We start from the raw sequence: 15,569 nt of genomic DNA, 5'->3' as shown, positions 1-15,569 counted from the left end.
GCGCTGCATCAAAATAAAAAAGGACGACAGTTTCCTGTCATCCCTGCAAGGCTTGCCGCCTGAAACACAAACTGGCTAGAGACAGCCCGGTTTTTGCTCGTATTCTTTCACATACTTATTCGTAATACTTACTTTCACACCAAACTTCACTTTTGCCTACACCTAGCCTACACTTAGCGTGCATTTACATTCAAGCGCCAGGACCTGTAACTACCTTATCCACCAGACCATAGTCCACCGCTTCCGCCGCTGTAAGGAAATAGTCACGGTCGGAATCTTTCTCAATCCGCTCCAGTGGCTGGCCTGTATGATCTGCCAGCAGCTGGTTCAGACGCTGGCGGTGCTGAATAATGCGATTCGCATGAATGAGCATATCTGATGCCTGCCCGCGCGTACCGCCATGTGGCTGATGAATCATGATCTCACTGTTGGGCAGCGCCATGCGTTTTCCTTTGGTGCCGCCCACGAGCAGAATTGTGCCGAAGCTGGCAGCCATGCCTGTGCAGATCGTTGAAATGTCCGGCTTCACAAACTGCATCGTATCATAGATCGAGAACCCTGCTGTCACCGAGCCCCCAGGGCTGTTAATGTACATCTGAATATCCTTATCCGGGTCCTCTGCACTCAAAAACAGCAGCTGGGCCACAATGGCATTGGCCATCTGATCCTCAATCTCTCCCGACACCATAATGATGCGGTCTTTCAGCAAACGTGAATAAATATCGTAACTCCGCTCACCACGAGCGGTCTGCTCCACTACATAAGGTACTACATTCATATGCCGGGTCGCCTCCTTATCATTAGGCAGCCAGGAGAATCGTATAACCGACTCGATAAGACATTGAATTCATATCCAAAGCAGTATATTCATGATACGCCATCACTGGCTGCATTGATGTAGACGGCAAAGTGCTCTGCAGAATCGTACCCGCCACAGCCATCGGATCATACATCCGATTCAGACACAGGTCAATCAGACGAGCCGTATCCCCCTGTCGGAAAGCCAATAGATAGCTTCGAAGCTGCTCCTGTTCTGCATCAGCAGCTCCTCCCACTGAACTCATTTCAAATATGGCATCCGTTCCGGCTTCCTCCAGCTGCTGCTTCACCTTGCTCAAGGCCGTACGGGCTCGATTTAAAGCCGCCTTCACAGCTCCTTCGGTTGTATTTAGCATACCTGCAGTCTCTGCCGCCGTATATCCCATCATTTCACGCAATATATAAATCACTCGCTGCAACGGTGAAAGCTCCCGAATCAGAACACTTACCGCCGACTCCAGCTCTTCCCATGGCTCTTCCTCCACATACGCTGACATCACAGGTTTCAGACCATCCACTATGGATCGTAGCTTCTCCTGCTTGCGGATTGCATCAATCCACGTATTCCGTGCGATCCGAATCAGATAAGCCTCCCAATTGAACGCCTCCGTTCGTTTTACAGCATGAGCCGCAGCAGACGATAACGCCTTGAGACAGGTTTCCTGCATCAGATCCTCTGCCTCGTTCATCGATTTGGTCAGTGAAAGGCAATACGCATATAAAGATCCCATCAGGTCCGGCAATACATGTGGAAGGGTTGATTCTGGCCGGTTCTCTCCCGCCATATCCTGGTTTCTGCCCATGACCTGAGCTGCATTAGCTACAGCCATGCCGTATGTGGGATAATCTGTATTACGCTCGTTTGATTCATTTGTCATGTAGTAACTGCTCGTAGTATTGTTCCATTCATGCTGTATACTGTTGATCTGACGATCTACGGACTTCACAAAGGCCATCTCGGGGGCCCCCCTTTGCTGGTTCCTGATTGATACTAATTTAGATGACTTTCACTATGTAAACGAAGAAGCCCCTACGAAGGATACGCTCTTCTTCATTTTTTTTCATATGCTAATCTGGCTCATCCCATGCTGCTCATCTCAGACTTAACCCAGCTTCACCGTCATGCCTGTCAGAGCTACCGTTATACCTTGATCCAGGCTGTAATTCTGACGTACATCAACATCATGAGACATATGTGTAAAATACGTCTGCCTCGGCTGCAGCTCCCGCAAAAGCTCCTGCGCCTCCTGCATATCATACACCGAACGCGTCGAAAATTCTGCCAGCTCATGCACAAAGCTCGTACCCAGCACCAGCAGGTCGAGTCCATACAGCAATACCTTCTCCTGCTTCTTCAGATCAATTGCGTCCGAACAGTATGCCCACGCATACCCCTCACGTTCCAGTCGGTAAGCATACGAGTATCCATTGTGCCCGTGACATACCTTCCAGGAGCGAATGCTCCATCCACCCACTTCGATTCCGTCATCCGTCTCCAGAAAATCCATATGACGAGCAAGCCACGGAAACTGCGCCTGAATCGTGACGATCACCTCACGCGGAGCATACAGCTTGCCCTTCACCCCCAGCCAGCGGCACGCATCCGCCCATTCCGGCAAACCGCCGATATGATCAAAATGCGCATGTGTAATGAGCAGGGTGTGCACCATCCGTATGCCCTGATCCTCCATCTGGGAACGCCAGTCGGGTCCGCAGTCAATCATAAACCTTCTGTCTTCATACCTATCTCGAACGTGACCGCCCTCGTGGATCAGTACCGATGAACGCTTGCGTCGATTCTCTCCCGTTAGCCTGGCCTCCATACATACCTCACAATCACAATACACCCGTGGAACACCCATAGCATCGCCTGTGCCCAGAAATGTGAGCTGATTCATTCCGCATTCCCCTCTCGCTCCCTGAAGCCCGATCAGCTCAGATGTTATACTCTTTTGTTCTTTGACCCTTACGCTTGATCTCAAACATTCTATGTAAATTGTAATCCTCTACCTCCGCTTTTGCAAAAAAAAGACTCTCCCGTTGCAGCTCATTACCGCTGTCCGGGAAAGTCTGTCGTCTGACCTGTGGAACCCCTTGTCAGACATCATGAAGAAGGCGCTCGCTCACACCAGCGCACGCAGTTTCAAGGTCAGTTCACGGCCCGCAGGAATCTCCTTGGCATCGGTAATGACCCAGTTCCATGCCAGGCGCTGCTCCAGCACCTCTGCCTGGGCAGCAGTCAACTGCAAACCTGTGATGATGCCCTCACCTACCGTGAAATCCTTATCTGCTTGCAGATTAAATGCCTTTTCCAGCCAGATGCCCAGTCCACCGCGAGTATTAAACGTAATTCGATACCCGTTCAGAAGGGCTTCCTCCAGCTTCTCGCCGTGCTCGTCCGCATAAGAGAAAAAGGTATCATAGCGATAATGTTCCTCGGACACGGCATCAAATGCCGCCACGTCCTTGGCTTGAATTGCCTTGAGAATATCCGCTTCCGGCATGCCCTTTCCCCGGGCCTGCTCCAGTCGAATCGCGGTACTTTGGGATAATTTGATCTCTGTACTCATTCCTGTCACGCCTTTCTGCAACTACGATTATGCCAGCTTGTGCATTAGTATACTCCCTATTATAACCTTTTGGCAGAAAAAAACCTCCATCTCCACATACGCGAAATGAAGGCTCACATGCCGATATTAGCTGTAACTAAAGATTTTACACAGTCCACTCCGATGACAGAATAACCTGGAAAGTCGCTGTTACAAGCCTGCAAGCACCTGATACCATACGCCACGTTTGGAATAGAGTGTCTTGCGCACCTCATCCCATCCGCCCAAATAGTTGATATCAAACAGACCTGCCGGTGTCGGGAACGAGGCCTTCGTCTCCGCGAATACATCCGGGTCTACCGAGCGGAAGCCATGCTTCGCAAAAATCCGCTGTGCTCCAGGCGTCCGCAGATAAGCGATAAACGCCTCTGCCAGCTCGCGATTACCGTGTTTGTCCGCGTATTTATCCACCACTACTGCGGGATTTTCGATCAGAATGGTATTTTTCGGCACCACGATATCATACTTGACTCCCTTTGCAATCCGGGCTAACAGTTCATTTTCGTACGTCACGATGACATCGCCCACACCATATTCGAAGGCTGCCATGGAGGATCGGCCGCTCTTGTCCAGCGATTCGACATTCTGATGCACTTCTTCCAGAAACGCCTTCGCTGCAGCAGGGTCCTTCTGGCCTTCCCTCTCCTCCGACAGCTTCAGTCCTGCACCGTAGATGGCGTTGATATCCCACTGTGCACCGCCGGAAGTTTTCGGATTCGGGTATAACACCTTCACACCAGGCTTGGTCAAGTCCTGAAAGTCCTTGATGCCCTTGGGATTGCCTGCTCTTGTACCCAGAACAACAATTGAACGGGTAATCATGCCCGCATTCGGGGTCTGCTTCCAATCCGTTGTGACCAGCTTGGCCTTCACCAGCTTATCAATGTCGCTTTCCATCGCAAGCAGGGCAACATCTGCCTCAAACCCGCCAACAATGGCTCGCGCCTGTGTTCCTGAAGCTTCATATGACTCCTGAAAGTTAATCGTTTGTCCCGTCTTCGCCTTCCATTCCGCCTGAAACTTCGGTAGCAGCTCTCCCACGGCATCCTTCGCTACGCTATATGCACCAATTACCAACGTATGAGATGAATTACCACCTGAGACCGGAGATGACTGCGCCTGCCCCTCCTGCTTGCTGCATCCGGCAGTTACACAGACGAGCACAAGCATCAGAATGACGTATAGAGAGATGAATTTCTTTTTGTTTTGGCTCGTCTGCATAGCTGCTCCTTCTTTCATTTCTATATTCCCCTTACAATAACGGGCTCTAGATCATGACCGGCATCGGATCTTCCTTGAGTCGGTTCTCCACAATCCAGCTCTCCGAGTCATTAAACAAATAAGCACGGTGCACAAGCACACGAATGGTCTGCCCGATCTCCAGCGTGGTTTTCTCCAGCGAGCGATACGTAATCAGCTTGTGGCCCCGCACCTCAACTTCCACCATCCACTCACTGCCGCGGAAGTGAAGATGCTTGACGGTGCCTTTTTCCGTTGCCGATAACATGGTAAATTCATTCTTTAACCCGATCTCGATGTACTCTGGTCGAATCAATGCACGTGTATTGCTGCCCTGAACCGCATGCTCAAAGCCTTTTAGCTGGGAAGCATCCTCCACCACCGTAGACTCGCCAATAAAAGTCGCCACGAATGGCGTTTGCGGGTTTTTATAAATATCCCAAGGGGTTCCCTTCTGCTCCAGTCTTCCCTGGCTGATAATCATGATCTCGTCTGCCACTTCAATCGCTTCGTCCTGATCATGCGTAACAAAGATAGATGTAATGCCCACACGCTCAATCAGCTCCCGCAGCCACGAACGCAGCTCCTGACGAATCTTCGCATCAATAGCGGCAAACGGCTCATCCAGCAGCAACAGCTGCGGCTCTGGCGCAAGCGCTCTGGCAAAGGCTACACGCTGACGCTGTCCACCCGACAATTGATGTGGGTAACGCTGTTCGAACCCTTTCAGCCCTGTCAGCTCCACGAGCTCCATTACTCGATCACGAATCTGGGCTTTGGGTGTTTTTTTCACCTTGAGACCAAACGCAATATTATCAAATACGCTCATATGTTTGAACAGCGCATAATTCTGAAAGACAAATCCGATGCCCCGCTCCTGCGGTGGCAGATGATTGACGACCTTTCCGTGGAAACGAATCTCTCCTGAGCCCGGGCTTTCAAGCCCTGCGAGCATCCGCAGAATCGACGTTTTCCCGCCTCCGCTGGGACCAAGCAGACCGATCAGATGGCCTTTGGCAATATCGAACGAGACATCTTTTACCGCATGAAAATCACCAAAATGTTTGTTCAGATTACGAACTTCCACATGCATCTCAATGCACTCCCTTTCGCTTCTTGGCCCATTCCATCAGGAGCAGCAGCCCGACGGAGAAGGTTACCAGCACCAATGCCACGCCATTCGCAGCTGACACATTAAAATTCTCTACATCCTGATATACCAGCGTTGTTGCCGTCTGCGTTTTGTTCATAATATTACCGGATACGACCAGTACAGCCCCGAATTCACCCAATGAGCGTGCTACGGTCAAAACCAGACCGTAAACCACTGCCCAGCGGATGGAAGGCCAGGTTACACTCCAGAACGTTCTCCAGCCATAGGCACCCAGTGTAGATGCTGCCTCCTCCTGCTGTGAACCAAGCTCTTGCAGAACAGGCATTACCTCTCTCACCATCAGTGGAAACGTAACAAATAACGTGGCAATAACCATACCTGGGAAGGCATACACCACATTAAATCCGATGCCCTCAAAAAAACCACCCATAATGCTGTTCGGTCCGAGCAGCAAAACGATCATCAAACCGCCAATAACCGGCGACACTGCATAAGGTAAATCCACAATGCTGTTGAGTAGTCCCTTCACCCGGTCACTCAGCCAGCCTGCACGAACCAGATAGATTGCCATCATGATGCCAAACAGCGTATTAAGCAAGGTTACTACGAGAACAACCAGTCCCGTCATCATCAATGCATGCAGTGCTTCGGGACGCATAATCCCCTGAACAAAACCGCCCGCTCCGTCCTCAAATGCACCAATCAAAATTCGTGCAAGCGGAATGATCAGCAGCAGGGTAAATACCGCAAATGTCAGTCCGATTAATAGTCTTCTCATCGTCTTCTCCCCCGCATCTGAACCAGATTAATCAGCCAGAGGATCAGGAAGGAGAGCGTCAGCAGCAGTACTGATACTGCGGCTGCCCCTGTCGGGTTATCACTTTCAATCTCTCCATAGATGAAGACGGAGGCTGTCAGCGTTCTGCCCGGAATATTTCCTGCAACCAGTACAACGGCTCCGAATTCAGCCAGCGCTCTGGAAAAAGCCAGCATCCCACCGCTAATCATACCTGGAGCCATGGATGGCAGTATGACCTGCATGAATGTGCGTGCTTTGGAAGCCCCCATCGTGTATGAGGCCTCCTCCTCGGAAGGATCAATCTCTTCCAGCAGTGGCTGCACCGCGCGAATGACAAAAGGAAACGTAACAAAGGTCATCGCAATAACGATGGCAGGCTGATGAAAAACAATCTCGAAGCCCAGCGAGGAAGCCAGTTTGCCAACAGCGCTCACCGGCCCGAGCAGCAGCATAATCATCAACCCGCCTACAGCCGTTGGCAAAGCAAACGGTAAATCGACGAGACTGTTCAGAAATGATCTGCCAGCGAAGCGATATCTTGTCAGCACCCAGGCAATCATCGTGCCCATGACCACATTCAGCAGAGCAGCGATCACGGCCAGACGCACGGTTAACAGCACCGCCTTCCATGCAATCGGGTCCACAATACTCTCGGCAAAATGCCTCCATCCTTCCGAGAAGGAATTGACGTATACTCCGATAATCGGAAGCACGATGAGCACGACGAAATATAACAATACTGTACTGCGAAATCCCCAAGTCCATCCCTTGTGACGAAGAACGGTGTTCATTTGCTGTGTTCCCTCCCAGCCTCCGGCTTTAGCTCCGGTCGGCAGTCTACCTGACATCATACGACATTTACCTAAGTTGGATAAGTTTACTTTATCATTATTCCCATTAGTCTACTTGGAATTTTTCTTATCTGATACTTTACCAGTTTGCAGTGCTAATCGTCAATGCTTTTATTCGAACGATGGAGGTGGTGAAGCCACAAGTTTTAACGGTAAAATGATAGAGAGAGAAAACAAGGTTAAGGAGCGATGAAGGATGTTATTTACTCAAAGCATAACCACTTCTGCACGCGATGAAATGAAGGATATCACACGTGAAATACAACAGGTTGTTCAACGCAGCGGCATTCAAAGCGGAACCGTACTGATCTACTGTCCGCACACCACCGCAGGCATTGCGATTAATGAAAATGCAGACCCTGATGTGAAGCATGATGTCCTGTTACGTCTCGATGAAGTATATCCGTGGGAGCATCCTCAGTACCTTCATGCAGAAGGCAATACGGCCTCGCATCTGAAATCCATAACCACCGGGCCGTCTCAGACCGTCATTTTACATGAGGGCAGACTACTTTTAGGACGCTGGCAAGGCATTTATTTCTGTGAGTTCGACGGACCGCGTCATCGGGAGTATTTCATTAAAATTATGGAGGGTTAGTTGACATCGCAAAAAAAAGAAAACATAAACAGGCGGTCCTCCCGATCAATTCGGATCGGAGCCGCCTGTGTTCGTCTTCTGCGGATTGTAGCTTTCGCATGATAACGTTATAAAGAATTAATGTTATGACAAATCACCGTCCTGAAGTGTGGGGACGCAAGCAAAAGCGCCAGTTATTGCACGCCAGGCTGCTGGCCCAAGTTACGGCACAACACTTTGACATGAGATAGCGCGGAAGATTCGATCTCCGCAAACGTCAAACGATCTTGAATATAATACGATATGAATCCGTGCAGAGCGAGAAACAACGTACGTGGTACATGCTGTATATCCTCTTCGGAACAGCCTTCTTCCTTCATATACTGCCGAATGATGGATGCGAACAATTCAAAGCAACGCCCTTGCTCAGTACGACAGTAGGACAACAGCTCCTCATCCCGAATCATGAACATGATCTCATATTGATAAGGGTTCTCCAAACCAAACCGGATGAATTCCATCAAAATGTGCTCAACCTTGCTCACACCGCCTGCAACCGGCCTGACCATGGCTTGCAGCAGCAGATGCCCCAGATGGTTAAAATCCTCTACCACGATGGCATAAAACAGCTCTGCTTTTTCCTTGAAATGATAATACAGCGACCCATGACTATAGCCTAGATGCTGGCCGATGCTTCGCATCGAAATGGCGCGGTATCCTTTGGTAATAAAAAGGTGCCTCGCCGCCTCCAGTATCCGCTCCCTCGACAACTCCTGTTCGACTGCTCTTCTAGCCATATATTTTATTCCCCTTCAATAAAATAAAGCCGCTGTCCCTCCGTGATCCGGGATTGCCCTTGCGTCAAATCCGTGATCCAGGCGATAAATGCCTCGGTTTCACTATCCGGCGGAAGACAAGTCAACGTAACCTTATCGGTGAAAGCAGTTTCACCTGTACGCACGTCCCGGCTTCTTAACTCATTTTCCACTTTCCCTAGCCACGTATAATCCAGCTCAACAAACACTTCGCGATGCAGCACCTTCGTAATGACTTCTCCTGCTTCGATCGCTGCTACAGCTCCATCCGTATAAGCACGGATCAGGCCGCCTGCTCCAAGCATGATTCCCCCGAAGTAACGTGTGACCACAATCGCTACATTTTTTAATTGCTGATTCTTGATCACTTCAAGAATGGGCTTACCTGCTGTACCACTGGGCTCCCCGTCATCAGACTGCTTCTGAATCTCATCCCGCTCACCAAGCATGTAAGCAGAACAGTTATGTGTCGCATTCCAATGTTTTTTCTTGATATCATCAATAAAAGCAATCGCTTCTGCCTCGGTCGTGACCGGCATAATATGACCGATAAACCGTGACTTTTTGATCACGATCTCCAGCTGGCCCGATCCCCGAACCGTACGGTAACGTTCCATCATTTTAATCCAACTTTCTGTGATACTTGTGAACCTGACCTTACATCAACCATTCATTTTACAAGAAAGCAGTTCCCCGCATCATGCGGATGAACTGCCCTGTTTGATCACATCCGGGAGACGGCATTCCGCAGAGCACCGTGTCCCGAATGGATGTTACAATCCTTATTTAACTATATGAGCGTAGCTGTGAATTATTCAGAAAGTCTCGCTTCAAGCGCTGCTTTCTCTTCTTCAAAGCCTGGTTTGCCCAGCAAAGCGAACATGTTTTTCTTGTATGCCTCCACGCCCGGTTGGTCAAATGGATTCACACCCAGCAGATATCCGCTGATGCCGCATGCTTTTTCAAAGAAGTATACCAGATATCCAAACGAATATGGAGTCATATCTGGAATGTTCACAATCAGATTTGGAACCTGACCATCTGTATGTGCGAGCAATGTTCCCTGGAATGCCTTTTTGTTCACGAAATCCATTGTTTTGCCTTCCAGGAAATTCAGACCATCCAGATCGTCCGCATCAGCCTCGATGGAGATATGCTCGGATACTTCAGCCACTTGAATAACGGTTTCGAAGATGTTCCGGCTGCCTTCCTGAATGAATTGACCCATGGAGTGCAGGTCTGTAGAGAAATCCACAGATGCAGGATAGATGCCTTTGTAATCCTTACCTTCACTTTCACCAAAGAGCTGCTTCCACCACTCGGATACGAAGTGCAGGGATGGCTCATAGTTGACAAGAATCTCTGTGCCTTTGCCTTTGCGATACAGTGCGTTACGAACCGCTGCATATTGATATGCTTCGTTCTCGGCAACATTTGGATTGCTATATTCTTTGGAAGCGTCAGCCGCACCTTGCATCATCTCTTCGATGTTAATGCCAGCTGTTGCAATTGGCAGCAAACCTACGGCTGTAAGTACGGAATAACGTCCACCTACATCATCAGGGATGATGAACGATTCATAACCTTCTTCATTCGCCAGCTTTTTGAGTGCTCCGCGCTCTTTGTCTGTTGTTGCGTAGATACGTTTGCGAGCTTCCTCTTTCCCGTATTTTTTCTCCAATGCTGCACGGAAAATACGGAATGCAATTGCCGGCTCGGTTGTTGTACCGGATTTGGAAATGACGTTTACGGAGAAGTCTTTGCCTTCTACCAGATCCAGCAAATGTGTTACATACGTAGAGCTGATGTTGTTACCCGCAAAATAAATTTCTGGCGTTTTGCGTTTGTCTTTCGGCAAATTGTTATAGAAGGAGTGTGTCAGCATTTCGATCGCTGCACGCGCTCCAAGGTATGATCCACCAATACCGATAACGATCAGCACTTCGGAATCGCTTTGGATTTTGGCAGCTGCTTTTTGAATACGGGCAAACTCTTCTTTATCGTACGCTGTTGGCAGGTCGATCCAGCCCAGGTAGTCGGAGCCTGTTCCTGTACCGTTATGAAGCTGCTCGTGAGCGAGGCGGATCGGTTCAGCGAAATAATCCACTTCATGCTGATTCACAAATTGCAATGCTGTACTATAATCGAATGTCACTTTTTTTGCCATGATCTCAAAAACCTCCTGATATCGGTATACTATTTCCGTTTTCAACGCTTAAACAACTTAGCCTAAGGATACTTCAAATCCACCGGGCTGACAAGCTTGCAGCGTGAACTTGGCTGTTAGCAGGCAAGAAGCAAAAAGGGCAAACCGAATCCGCAGGGATGCGGTTCTGGTTCCCCTTCTTGTGTTATTCCGCCGGGTACGAGCAAACGTAGTCAGTAACGCTGCGTATCTCCAGTTTAAATTTGGATTCGGCAGGCACATGGAATGTAGCTTGGCCTTGAATCTCTTGCCACTCTTCTTCACCGGGAAGCAGTACTTTCAGATCTCCAGACAGAATCTCCATAATTTCACGAGAATCCGTTCCGAATTCATAACTGCCTGGAAGCATGATGCCCAGCGTCACTTTGCTGCCATCCCCCAAAATAACCGTTCTGCTGGTTACCTGACCATCATAATAAATGTTGGCCTTCTTCACTACACTGACTTGATCGAATTGTGACATGCGTACCCGCTCCCCTGAAGTTAATCAAAACAAAAGGCAACACAGATCAGGACAGCGATGCCGCCCCTTGCTCTGTGGAAATAACAACTGTCACGAGCCAGAACCGCTGTAAGCCATTCCGCCCATGACAGCCCATTTATATATAGCAATGCAATTATAGCAAAGCTTTTACGCGGCTAACTACGTTATCCACTGTGAAGCCGTATTCCTGGATTACACGGTCGCCAGGCGCGGAAGCACCAAATGTGCTGATTGCGAGAATATCGCCTTGGTCCCCAACATATTTTTCCCAGCCCATCGGGTGAGCCATTTCGATTGCAAGACGAGCTTTAACATCGGGCAGAAGCACGGACTGTTTGTAAGCTTTGTCTTGTTTCTCGAACAGATCCCAGCTTGGCATGCTGATTACGCGAACCTGGATGCCTTGCTCAGCCAGAGCAGCTTGAGCTTTAACAGCCAATTGTACTTCAGATCCTGTTGCGATGATTTGTGCTACCGGTTTGCCGTCTTTCGCATCAGATACAACATAAGCACCGCGTTTTACGTTCTCACGTGCACCCTCTACAGTTCCTTCAAGGATCGGCAAGTTTTGACGAGTCAGTACCAAGGCAACCGGGTTGCTCTTGTTCTCCAGCGCGTAAGCCCAAGCTGCGGAAGTTTCATTACCGTCAGCTGGACGAATTACCGTCAGGTTCGGAATGATACGCAGGGAAGCCAATTGCTCGATCGGCTCGTGTGTAGGACCATCTTCACCAACAGCGATACTGTCGTGTGTCAGGACATACGTTACAGGCAGGTTCATCAGTGCAGCCAGACGAACAGCCGGACGCAGGTAGTCGGTAAATACGAAGAACGTACCGCCGAATACTTTCACACCGCTGTGCAGAGCCATACCGTTCATCGCTCCAGCCATACCGAATTCACGGATACCGAAGTAGATATTGCGACCCGAATAGTCTTCTGGAGTAAAGTTAGTCAGGTTGTTCAGGTGAGTCATTGTGGAGCTTTCCAGGTCGGCCGAACCACCAGTCAGATGCGGCACATTATGCGCAAGACCGTTCAGGGCATTACCGGATGCTACACGTGTAGACAACGCTTTGTCTGTTGCCGCATATTTAGGCAGATCACGATCCCATCCTTCTGGAAGGTTGCCGTTGATCGCAGTTTCGAACTGAGCAGCCAGCTCTGGATATGCTTTTTTGTACTCGGCAAAATTCGCGTCCCAAGCTTGGTTTGCAGCGATACCGCGCTCTTTAACTTGAGCAAAGTGGTCGCGTACCTCAGCTGGCACGTGGAAGTTTTCTTCGTACACCCATTTATAATATTCTTTAGTCAGTTTTGCTTCTTCTGCACCCAGTGGAGAACCGTGAGTACCGCCGTGGCCGCCTTTACCTTGCTTGTTCGGGCTTCCGTAACCGATAACGGTTTTCACTTCAATCAATGTAGGACGTGCAGTGTCTGCTTGACCTTCTTTGATTGCTTTTTCAATTGCAGGCAGATCGTTACCATCTTCAACGCGAAGCACTTGCCAGCCATACGCATCAAAGCGTTTAGCGATGCTTTCGGAAGAAGACAGATCGAGCTTACCATCGAGCGTAATGTCGTTGGAATCGAACAGCATGATCAGTTTGCCAAGGCCCAGACGTCCAGCCAGGGAAGCAGATTCATGGGACACGCCTTCCATCAGGTCGCCATCACCGCAGATTGCATATGTGTAGTGATCAACAACGTTGAATTTGTCTTTATTGTAAGTTGCGCCGAGTTGAGCTTCAGCCATAGCCATACCAACAGCCATTGCAATACCTTGGCCCAGTGGTCCGGTTGTCGCATCAACACCAGCTGTATGTCCAAATTCCGGGTGACCCGGAGTTTTGCTTCCCCATTGACGGAATTGTTTCAATTCTTCCATTGGAAGATCGTAGCCGCTCAGGTGCAGCAAGCTGTACAGCAACATGGAGCCATGTCCTGCGGACAGCACAAAGCGGTCCCGGTTAATCCAAGTCGGGTGGTCCGGGTTATGAGTCATCGTTTTTGCAAAAAGCTGGTACCCCATCGGAGCGGAGCCCATCGGCATACCCGGGTGTCCGGAATTTGCCTTCTCAATTGCATCAATCGCCAAAGTACGTACGGTTGTAATCGACAGATTGTCGATTGTGGTGTTCTCGTCCTTTTGAATCGCTTCGTTCTTGTCAGTCATGGTTTGTCCTCCTCATGTCTTTAGATAAGTCGGGTGCGCAAGCGAATCCCTCTCATCATACAAGCAAACCGCATAAACAATAAGTGAATCCGCTTGAATGTTTCATTTTGACTTATTCACTTTTGTATTGTATCACTTGGCGTGAAGCTTTTCCATAACCTTCTTTTAGAAAGTTACGGAAAATTCGGCTGATATCTGCTGAACCTTGCCAATCCATCGCATGAAGTATAACCTTTAACTCGAAAACCATACACTTTTTAGAGGTTACAGCGAAATTTACATGAGATGCTCCTTGCGCTCGATTCGAAAGCAGGAGTACGGTTTATTTTTCAATTAAACCTTCATGTCTCTGATAGTCGCAGGTAAACACGTTAATATGACTTCATTCCAAGGAGGATTTGCTATGCCCGATACTACCCGGCACCCGTCTCGTTCGTTAAAATCATCATTACCCTGGTTGTCCGGGATCATAACCGGATGGATTAGCGGTGTTGTTCTGGGGTTCTTTCTGAAGGCTGTTCAGGCATTAACAGGCGAAAAGGTATACACCCTGCTGCTGAATATTGATTTTGTGCCTGGTCTTCCGCCACATCTGCCTGAATGGTTTGAATTTGCTCTGCATCTTGGCGTATCTGTTGTCATTGGCATTTTCTACATCTGGTGGGTCAAGCGTTCAGGACATCCCCTCAGTAGGGGGTTAGGTCTCGGTGCTGTCTCCTCCCTGCTGTACATTCCCCTCGCTCCCTTATCTTCACGAGTGCCCGACCTTAATGACGCAGGAGCCATTCTTTATTGGACTGCCGGACATATCCTGTTTGGTGCAGTGCTTGGTCTATGCGGAAAATATGTGCACGCCAAAAAGCGGCCCCTGGTTCAATAATAGAACAGGTGCCGCCTGATTCGACGATATGTCATACACTTCATGTGGTGTATTCTATTGCGAGGTTACGGATCAACCTTGCGCAGTATTAAAGCATAAGCTTAAAATACAACCGTTTTATTTTCATGAACGAGCACACGATCTTCAACATGCCATTTCACTGCACGCGCAAGCACAACACGCTCGATTGTACGTCCAATCCGTTTCAGCTCCGTTACATCATCCCCGTGACTTACACGCTGAACGTCCTGTTCAATAATTGGACCGCCATCCAGTTCTTCCGTTACATAGTGCGCCGTTGCGCCAATGATTTTGACGCCGCGATTATAAGCCTGAGCATACGGCTTGCCTCCAACAAAAGCTGGCAGGAAGGAATGATGAATATTGATGATGCGATTGCGGTAGTGCTCGATAAACATTGGGGAGATAATTTGCATATAACGTGCGAGAATAATCACATCCACATCGCTTCCGATCACTTCGAGCTGACGCTGCTCCGCTTCTTTTTTGGTATCTGCTGTAACCGGAATATGGTGGTACGGGATGCCGAATGATTCCACGTAGTCCTTCATGTCCAGGTGATTGCTGACAACAAGCGCAATATCCGCATCCAGATCGCCAGCTTGCCACTGCCACAGCAGCTCTACAAGACAGTGGTCCTCTTTGGATACAAAAATAGCCAGTCTCTTTTTGCGACTCACCGCAGAAAGCGTCCATTCCATCTCGAAACGACCTGCAACTTCAGCGAAATCCGCTTTCAGCTGCTCCAGATTATTGTCCAGCTGCGGAAGGTCGAACTCGATCCGCATAAAGAACATACCACCGGACGGGTCCATCGTATACTGGTCAGACTGTACAATGTTGGCTCCGTGCTGATGCAGAAAGTGGGATACTGCGGCTACAATTCCTGGACCGTCCGGGCAGGAAATGAGCATACGCGCTCGATTGGCGCGGTTTTGATTATCTGGTCGTGCTTGTTTGGCATGAATCTCCATCGGGT

At 49.2% G+C, this 15,569-nt stretch carries 16 protein-coding genes; 2 read left to right on the top strand and 14 right to left on the bottom strand.

Annotated features, from left to right (window positions below; genetic code table 11):
- Positions 1-190 precede the first annotated feature (190 nt).
- The 8 genes from clpP to cysT form a co-directional block, all read right to left on the bottom strand.
- Positions 191-808, bottom strand: coding sequence for an ATP-dependent Clp endopeptidase proteolytic subunit ClpP (clpP, locus tag DFQ00_RS22225; RefSeq protein ID WP_279630431.1), 618 nt, complete (start codon positions 806-808; stop codon positions 191-193).
- The gene (locus tag DFQ00_RS22220; RefSeq protein ID WP_244213960.1) at positions 801-1,775 is read right to left on the bottom strand and encodes an RNA polymerase sigma factor; all 975 of its coding nucleotides are present in this window, start codon (positions 1,773-1,775) and stop codon (positions 801-803) included. The genes clpP and DFQ00_RS22220 overlap by 8 nt, the downstream gene beginning before the upstream one ends.
- A gap of 147 nt (positions 1,776-1,922) precedes the next feature.
- A complete protein-coding gene (locus DFQ00_RS22215) occupies positions 1,923-2,717 on the bottom strand; it encodes an MBL fold metallo-hydrolase (protein ID WP_110898665.1) in 795 nt (264 codons plus the stop codon).
- Between the two features lie 225 nt (positions 2,718-2,942).
- On the bottom strand, positions 2,943-3,389 hold the full coding sequence (locus tag DFQ00_RS22210; RefSeq protein WP_110898722.1) for a hypothetical protein: 447 nt from the start codon (positions 3,387-3,389) through the stop codon (positions 2,943-2,945).
- 189 nt (positions 3,390-3,578) lie between these two features.
- Positions 3,579-4,649: a sulfate ABC transporter substrate-binding protein gene (locus DFQ00_RS22205; protein ID WP_174812331.1), complete on the bottom strand. Its 1,071-nt coding sequence runs from the start codon at positions 4,647-4,649 to the stop codon at positions 3,579-3,581.
- Between the two features lie 46 nt (positions 4,650-4,695).
- On the bottom strand, positions 4,696-5,760 hold the full coding sequence (locus DFQ00_RS22200; RefSeq protein WP_110898664.1) for a sulfate/molybdate ABC transporter ATP-binding protein: 1,065 nt from the start codon (positions 5,758-5,760) through the stop codon (positions 4,696-4,698).
- Position 5,761: 1 nt separating this feature from the next.
- Positions 5,762-6,559, bottom strand: coding sequence for a sulfate ABC transporter permease subunit (locus tag DFQ00_RS22195; protein WP_110898663.1), 798 nt, complete (start codon positions 6,557-6,559; stop codon positions 5,762-5,764).
- Positions 6,556-7,371, bottom strand: coding sequence for a sulfate ABC transporter permease subunit CysT (cysT, locus tag DFQ00_RS22190; RefSeq protein WP_110898720.1), 816 nt, complete (start codon positions 7,369-7,371; stop codon positions 6,556-6,558). Before cysT ends, DFQ00_RS22195 begins: the two co-directional genes overlap by 4 nt.
- 256 nt (positions 7,372-7,627) lie before the next feature.
- On the opposite strand from cysT, the gene DFQ00_RS22185 reads away from it, so the two are divergent.
- Positions 7,628-8,029 carry a secondary thiamine-phosphate synthase enzyme YjbQ gene (locus DFQ00_RS22185; protein WP_110898662.1) on the top strand — a complete coding sequence of 134 codons (402 nt, stop codon included), beginning with the start codon at positions 7,628-7,630 and terminating at the stop codon, positions 8,027-8,029.
- 173 nt (positions 8,030-8,202) lie between these two features.
- Here the strand turns inward: DFQ00_RS22185 and DFQ00_RS22180 are convergent, their stop codons facing one another.
- From DFQ00_RS22180 to tkt, 5 genes are all read right to left on the bottom strand, one after another.
- The gene (locus tag DFQ00_RS22180) at positions 8,203-8,805 is read right to left on the bottom strand and encodes a TetR/AcrR family transcriptional regulator (RefSeq protein WP_110898661.1); all 603 of its coding nucleotides are present in this window, start codon (positions 8,803-8,805) and stop codon (positions 8,203-8,205) included.
- A 5-nt stretch (positions 8,806-8,810) separates the two neighbouring features.
- On the bottom strand, positions 8,811-9,443 hold the full coding sequence (locus tag DFQ00_RS22175; protein ID WP_110898660.1) for a YigZ family protein: 633 nt from the start codon (positions 9,441-9,443) through the stop codon (positions 8,811-8,813).
- 191 nt (positions 9,444-9,634) lie between these two features.
- On the bottom strand, positions 9,635-10,990 hold the full coding sequence (locus tag DFQ00_RS22170; RefSeq protein WP_090918059.1) for a glucose-6-phosphate isomerase: 1,356 nt from the start codon (positions 10,988-10,990) through the stop codon (positions 9,635-9,637).
- Between the two features lie 184 nt (positions 10,991-11,174).
- Positions 11,175-11,492 carry a pyrimidine/purine nucleoside phosphorylase gene (gene ppnP, locus DFQ00_RS22165; protein WP_110898659.1) on the bottom strand — a complete coding sequence of 106 codons (318 nt, stop codon included), beginning with the start codon at positions 11,490-11,492 and terminating at the stop codon, positions 11,175-11,177.
- Between the two features lie 154 nt (positions 11,493-11,646).
- Entirely contained in the window at positions 11,647-13,689 is a 2,043-nt protein-coding gene (gene tkt / locus DFQ00_RS22160; RefSeq protein ID WP_110898658.1) for a transketolase, read from the bottom strand.
- Between the two features lie 403 nt (positions 13,690-14,092).
- Between tkt and DFQ00_RS22155 the strand changes: the two genes are divergently transcribed.
- Entirely contained in the window at positions 14,093-14,569 is a 477-nt protein-coding gene (locus tag DFQ00_RS22155; protein WP_110898657.1) for a hypothetical protein, read from the top strand.
- A gap of 101 nt (positions 14,570-14,670) precedes the next feature.
- Here DFQ00_RS22155 and purU read toward each other — a convergent pair whose 3' ends face one another.
- On the bottom strand, positions 14,671-15,564 hold the full coding sequence (gene purU, locus DFQ00_RS22150; protein ID WP_110898656.1) for a formyltetrahydrofolate deformylase: 894 nt from the start codon (positions 15,562-15,564) through the stop codon (positions 14,671-14,673).
- Positions 15,565-15,569: the final 5 nt, after the last annotated feature.

Source organism: Paenibacillus barcinonensis, assembly GCF_003217495.1.
GTDB classification, from domain to species: domain Bacteria; phylum Bacillota; class Bacilli; order Paenibacillales; family Paenibacillaceae; genus Paenibacillus; species Paenibacillus barcinonensis.
Note: the sequence above shows the minus strand (reverse complement) of the source record. Positions and strands in the feature narration are given on the sequence as shown.

What these genes read in the sequence shown, in the direction of transcription:
- DFQ00_RS22155 (WP_110898657.1), top strand. Translation starts at nt 14,093, where the DNA reads ATGCCCGATACTACCCGGCACCCGTCTCGTTCGTTAAAATCATCATTA.
- DFQ00_RS22210 (WP_110898722.1), bottom strand. Translation starts at nt 3,389, where the DNA reads ATGAGTACAGAGATCAAATTATCCCAAAGTACCGCGATTCGACTGGAG.
- DFQ00_RS22175 (WP_110898660.1), bottom strand. Translation starts at nt 9,443, where the DNA reads ATGATGGAACGTTACCGTACGGTTCGGGGATCGGGCCAGCTGGAGATC.
- DFQ00_RS22200 (WP_110898664.1), bottom strand. Translation starts at nt 5,760, where the DNA reads ATGCATGTGGAAGTTCGTAATCTGAACAAACATTTTGGTGATTTTCAT.
- DFQ00_RS22195 (WP_110898663.1), bottom strand. Translation starts at nt 6,559, where the DNA reads ATGAGAAGACTATTAATCGGACTGACATTTGCGGTATTTACCCTGCTG.
- purU (WP_110898656.1), bottom strand. Translation starts at nt 15,564, where the DNA reads ATGGAGATTCATGCCAAACAAGCACGACCAGATAATCAAAACCGCGCC.
- DFQ00_RS22205 (WP_174812331.1), bottom strand. Translation starts at nt 4,649, where the DNA reads ATGCAGACGAGCCAAAACAAAAAGAAATTCATCTCTCTATACGTCATT.
- DFQ00_RS22215 (WP_110898665.1), bottom strand. Translation starts at nt 2,717, where the DNA reads ATGAATCAGCTCACATTTCTGGGCACAGGCGATGCTATGGGTGTTCCA.
- DFQ00_RS22170 (WP_090918059.1), bottom strand. Translation starts at nt 10,990, where the DNA reads ATGGCAAAAAAAGTGACATTCGATTATAGTACAGCATTGCAATTTGTG.
- ppnP (WP_110898659.1), bottom strand. Translation starts at nt 11,492, where the DNA reads ATGTCACAATTCGATCAAGTCAGTGTAGTGAAGAAGGCCAACATTTAT.
- tkt (WP_110898658.1), bottom strand. Translation starts at nt 13,689, where the DNA reads ATGACTGACAAGAACGAAGCGATTCAAAAGGACGAGAACACCACAATC.
- DFQ00_RS22185 (WP_110898662.1), top strand. Translation starts at nt 7,628, where the DNA reads ATGTTATTTACTCAAAGCATAACCACTTCTGCACGCGATGAAATGAAG.
- DFQ00_RS22180 (WP_110898661.1), bottom strand. Translation starts at nt 8,805, where the DNA reads ATGGCTAGAAGAGCAGTCGAACAGGAGTTGTCGAGGGAGCGGATACTG.
- DFQ00_RS22220 (WP_244213960.1), bottom strand. Translation starts at nt 1,775, where the DNA reads ATGGCCTTTGTGAAGTCCGTAGATCGTCAGATCAACAGTATACAGCAT.
- cysT (WP_110898720.1), bottom strand. Translation starts at nt 7,371, where the DNA reads ATGAACACCGTTCTTCGTCACAAGGGATGGACTTGGGGATTTCGCAGT.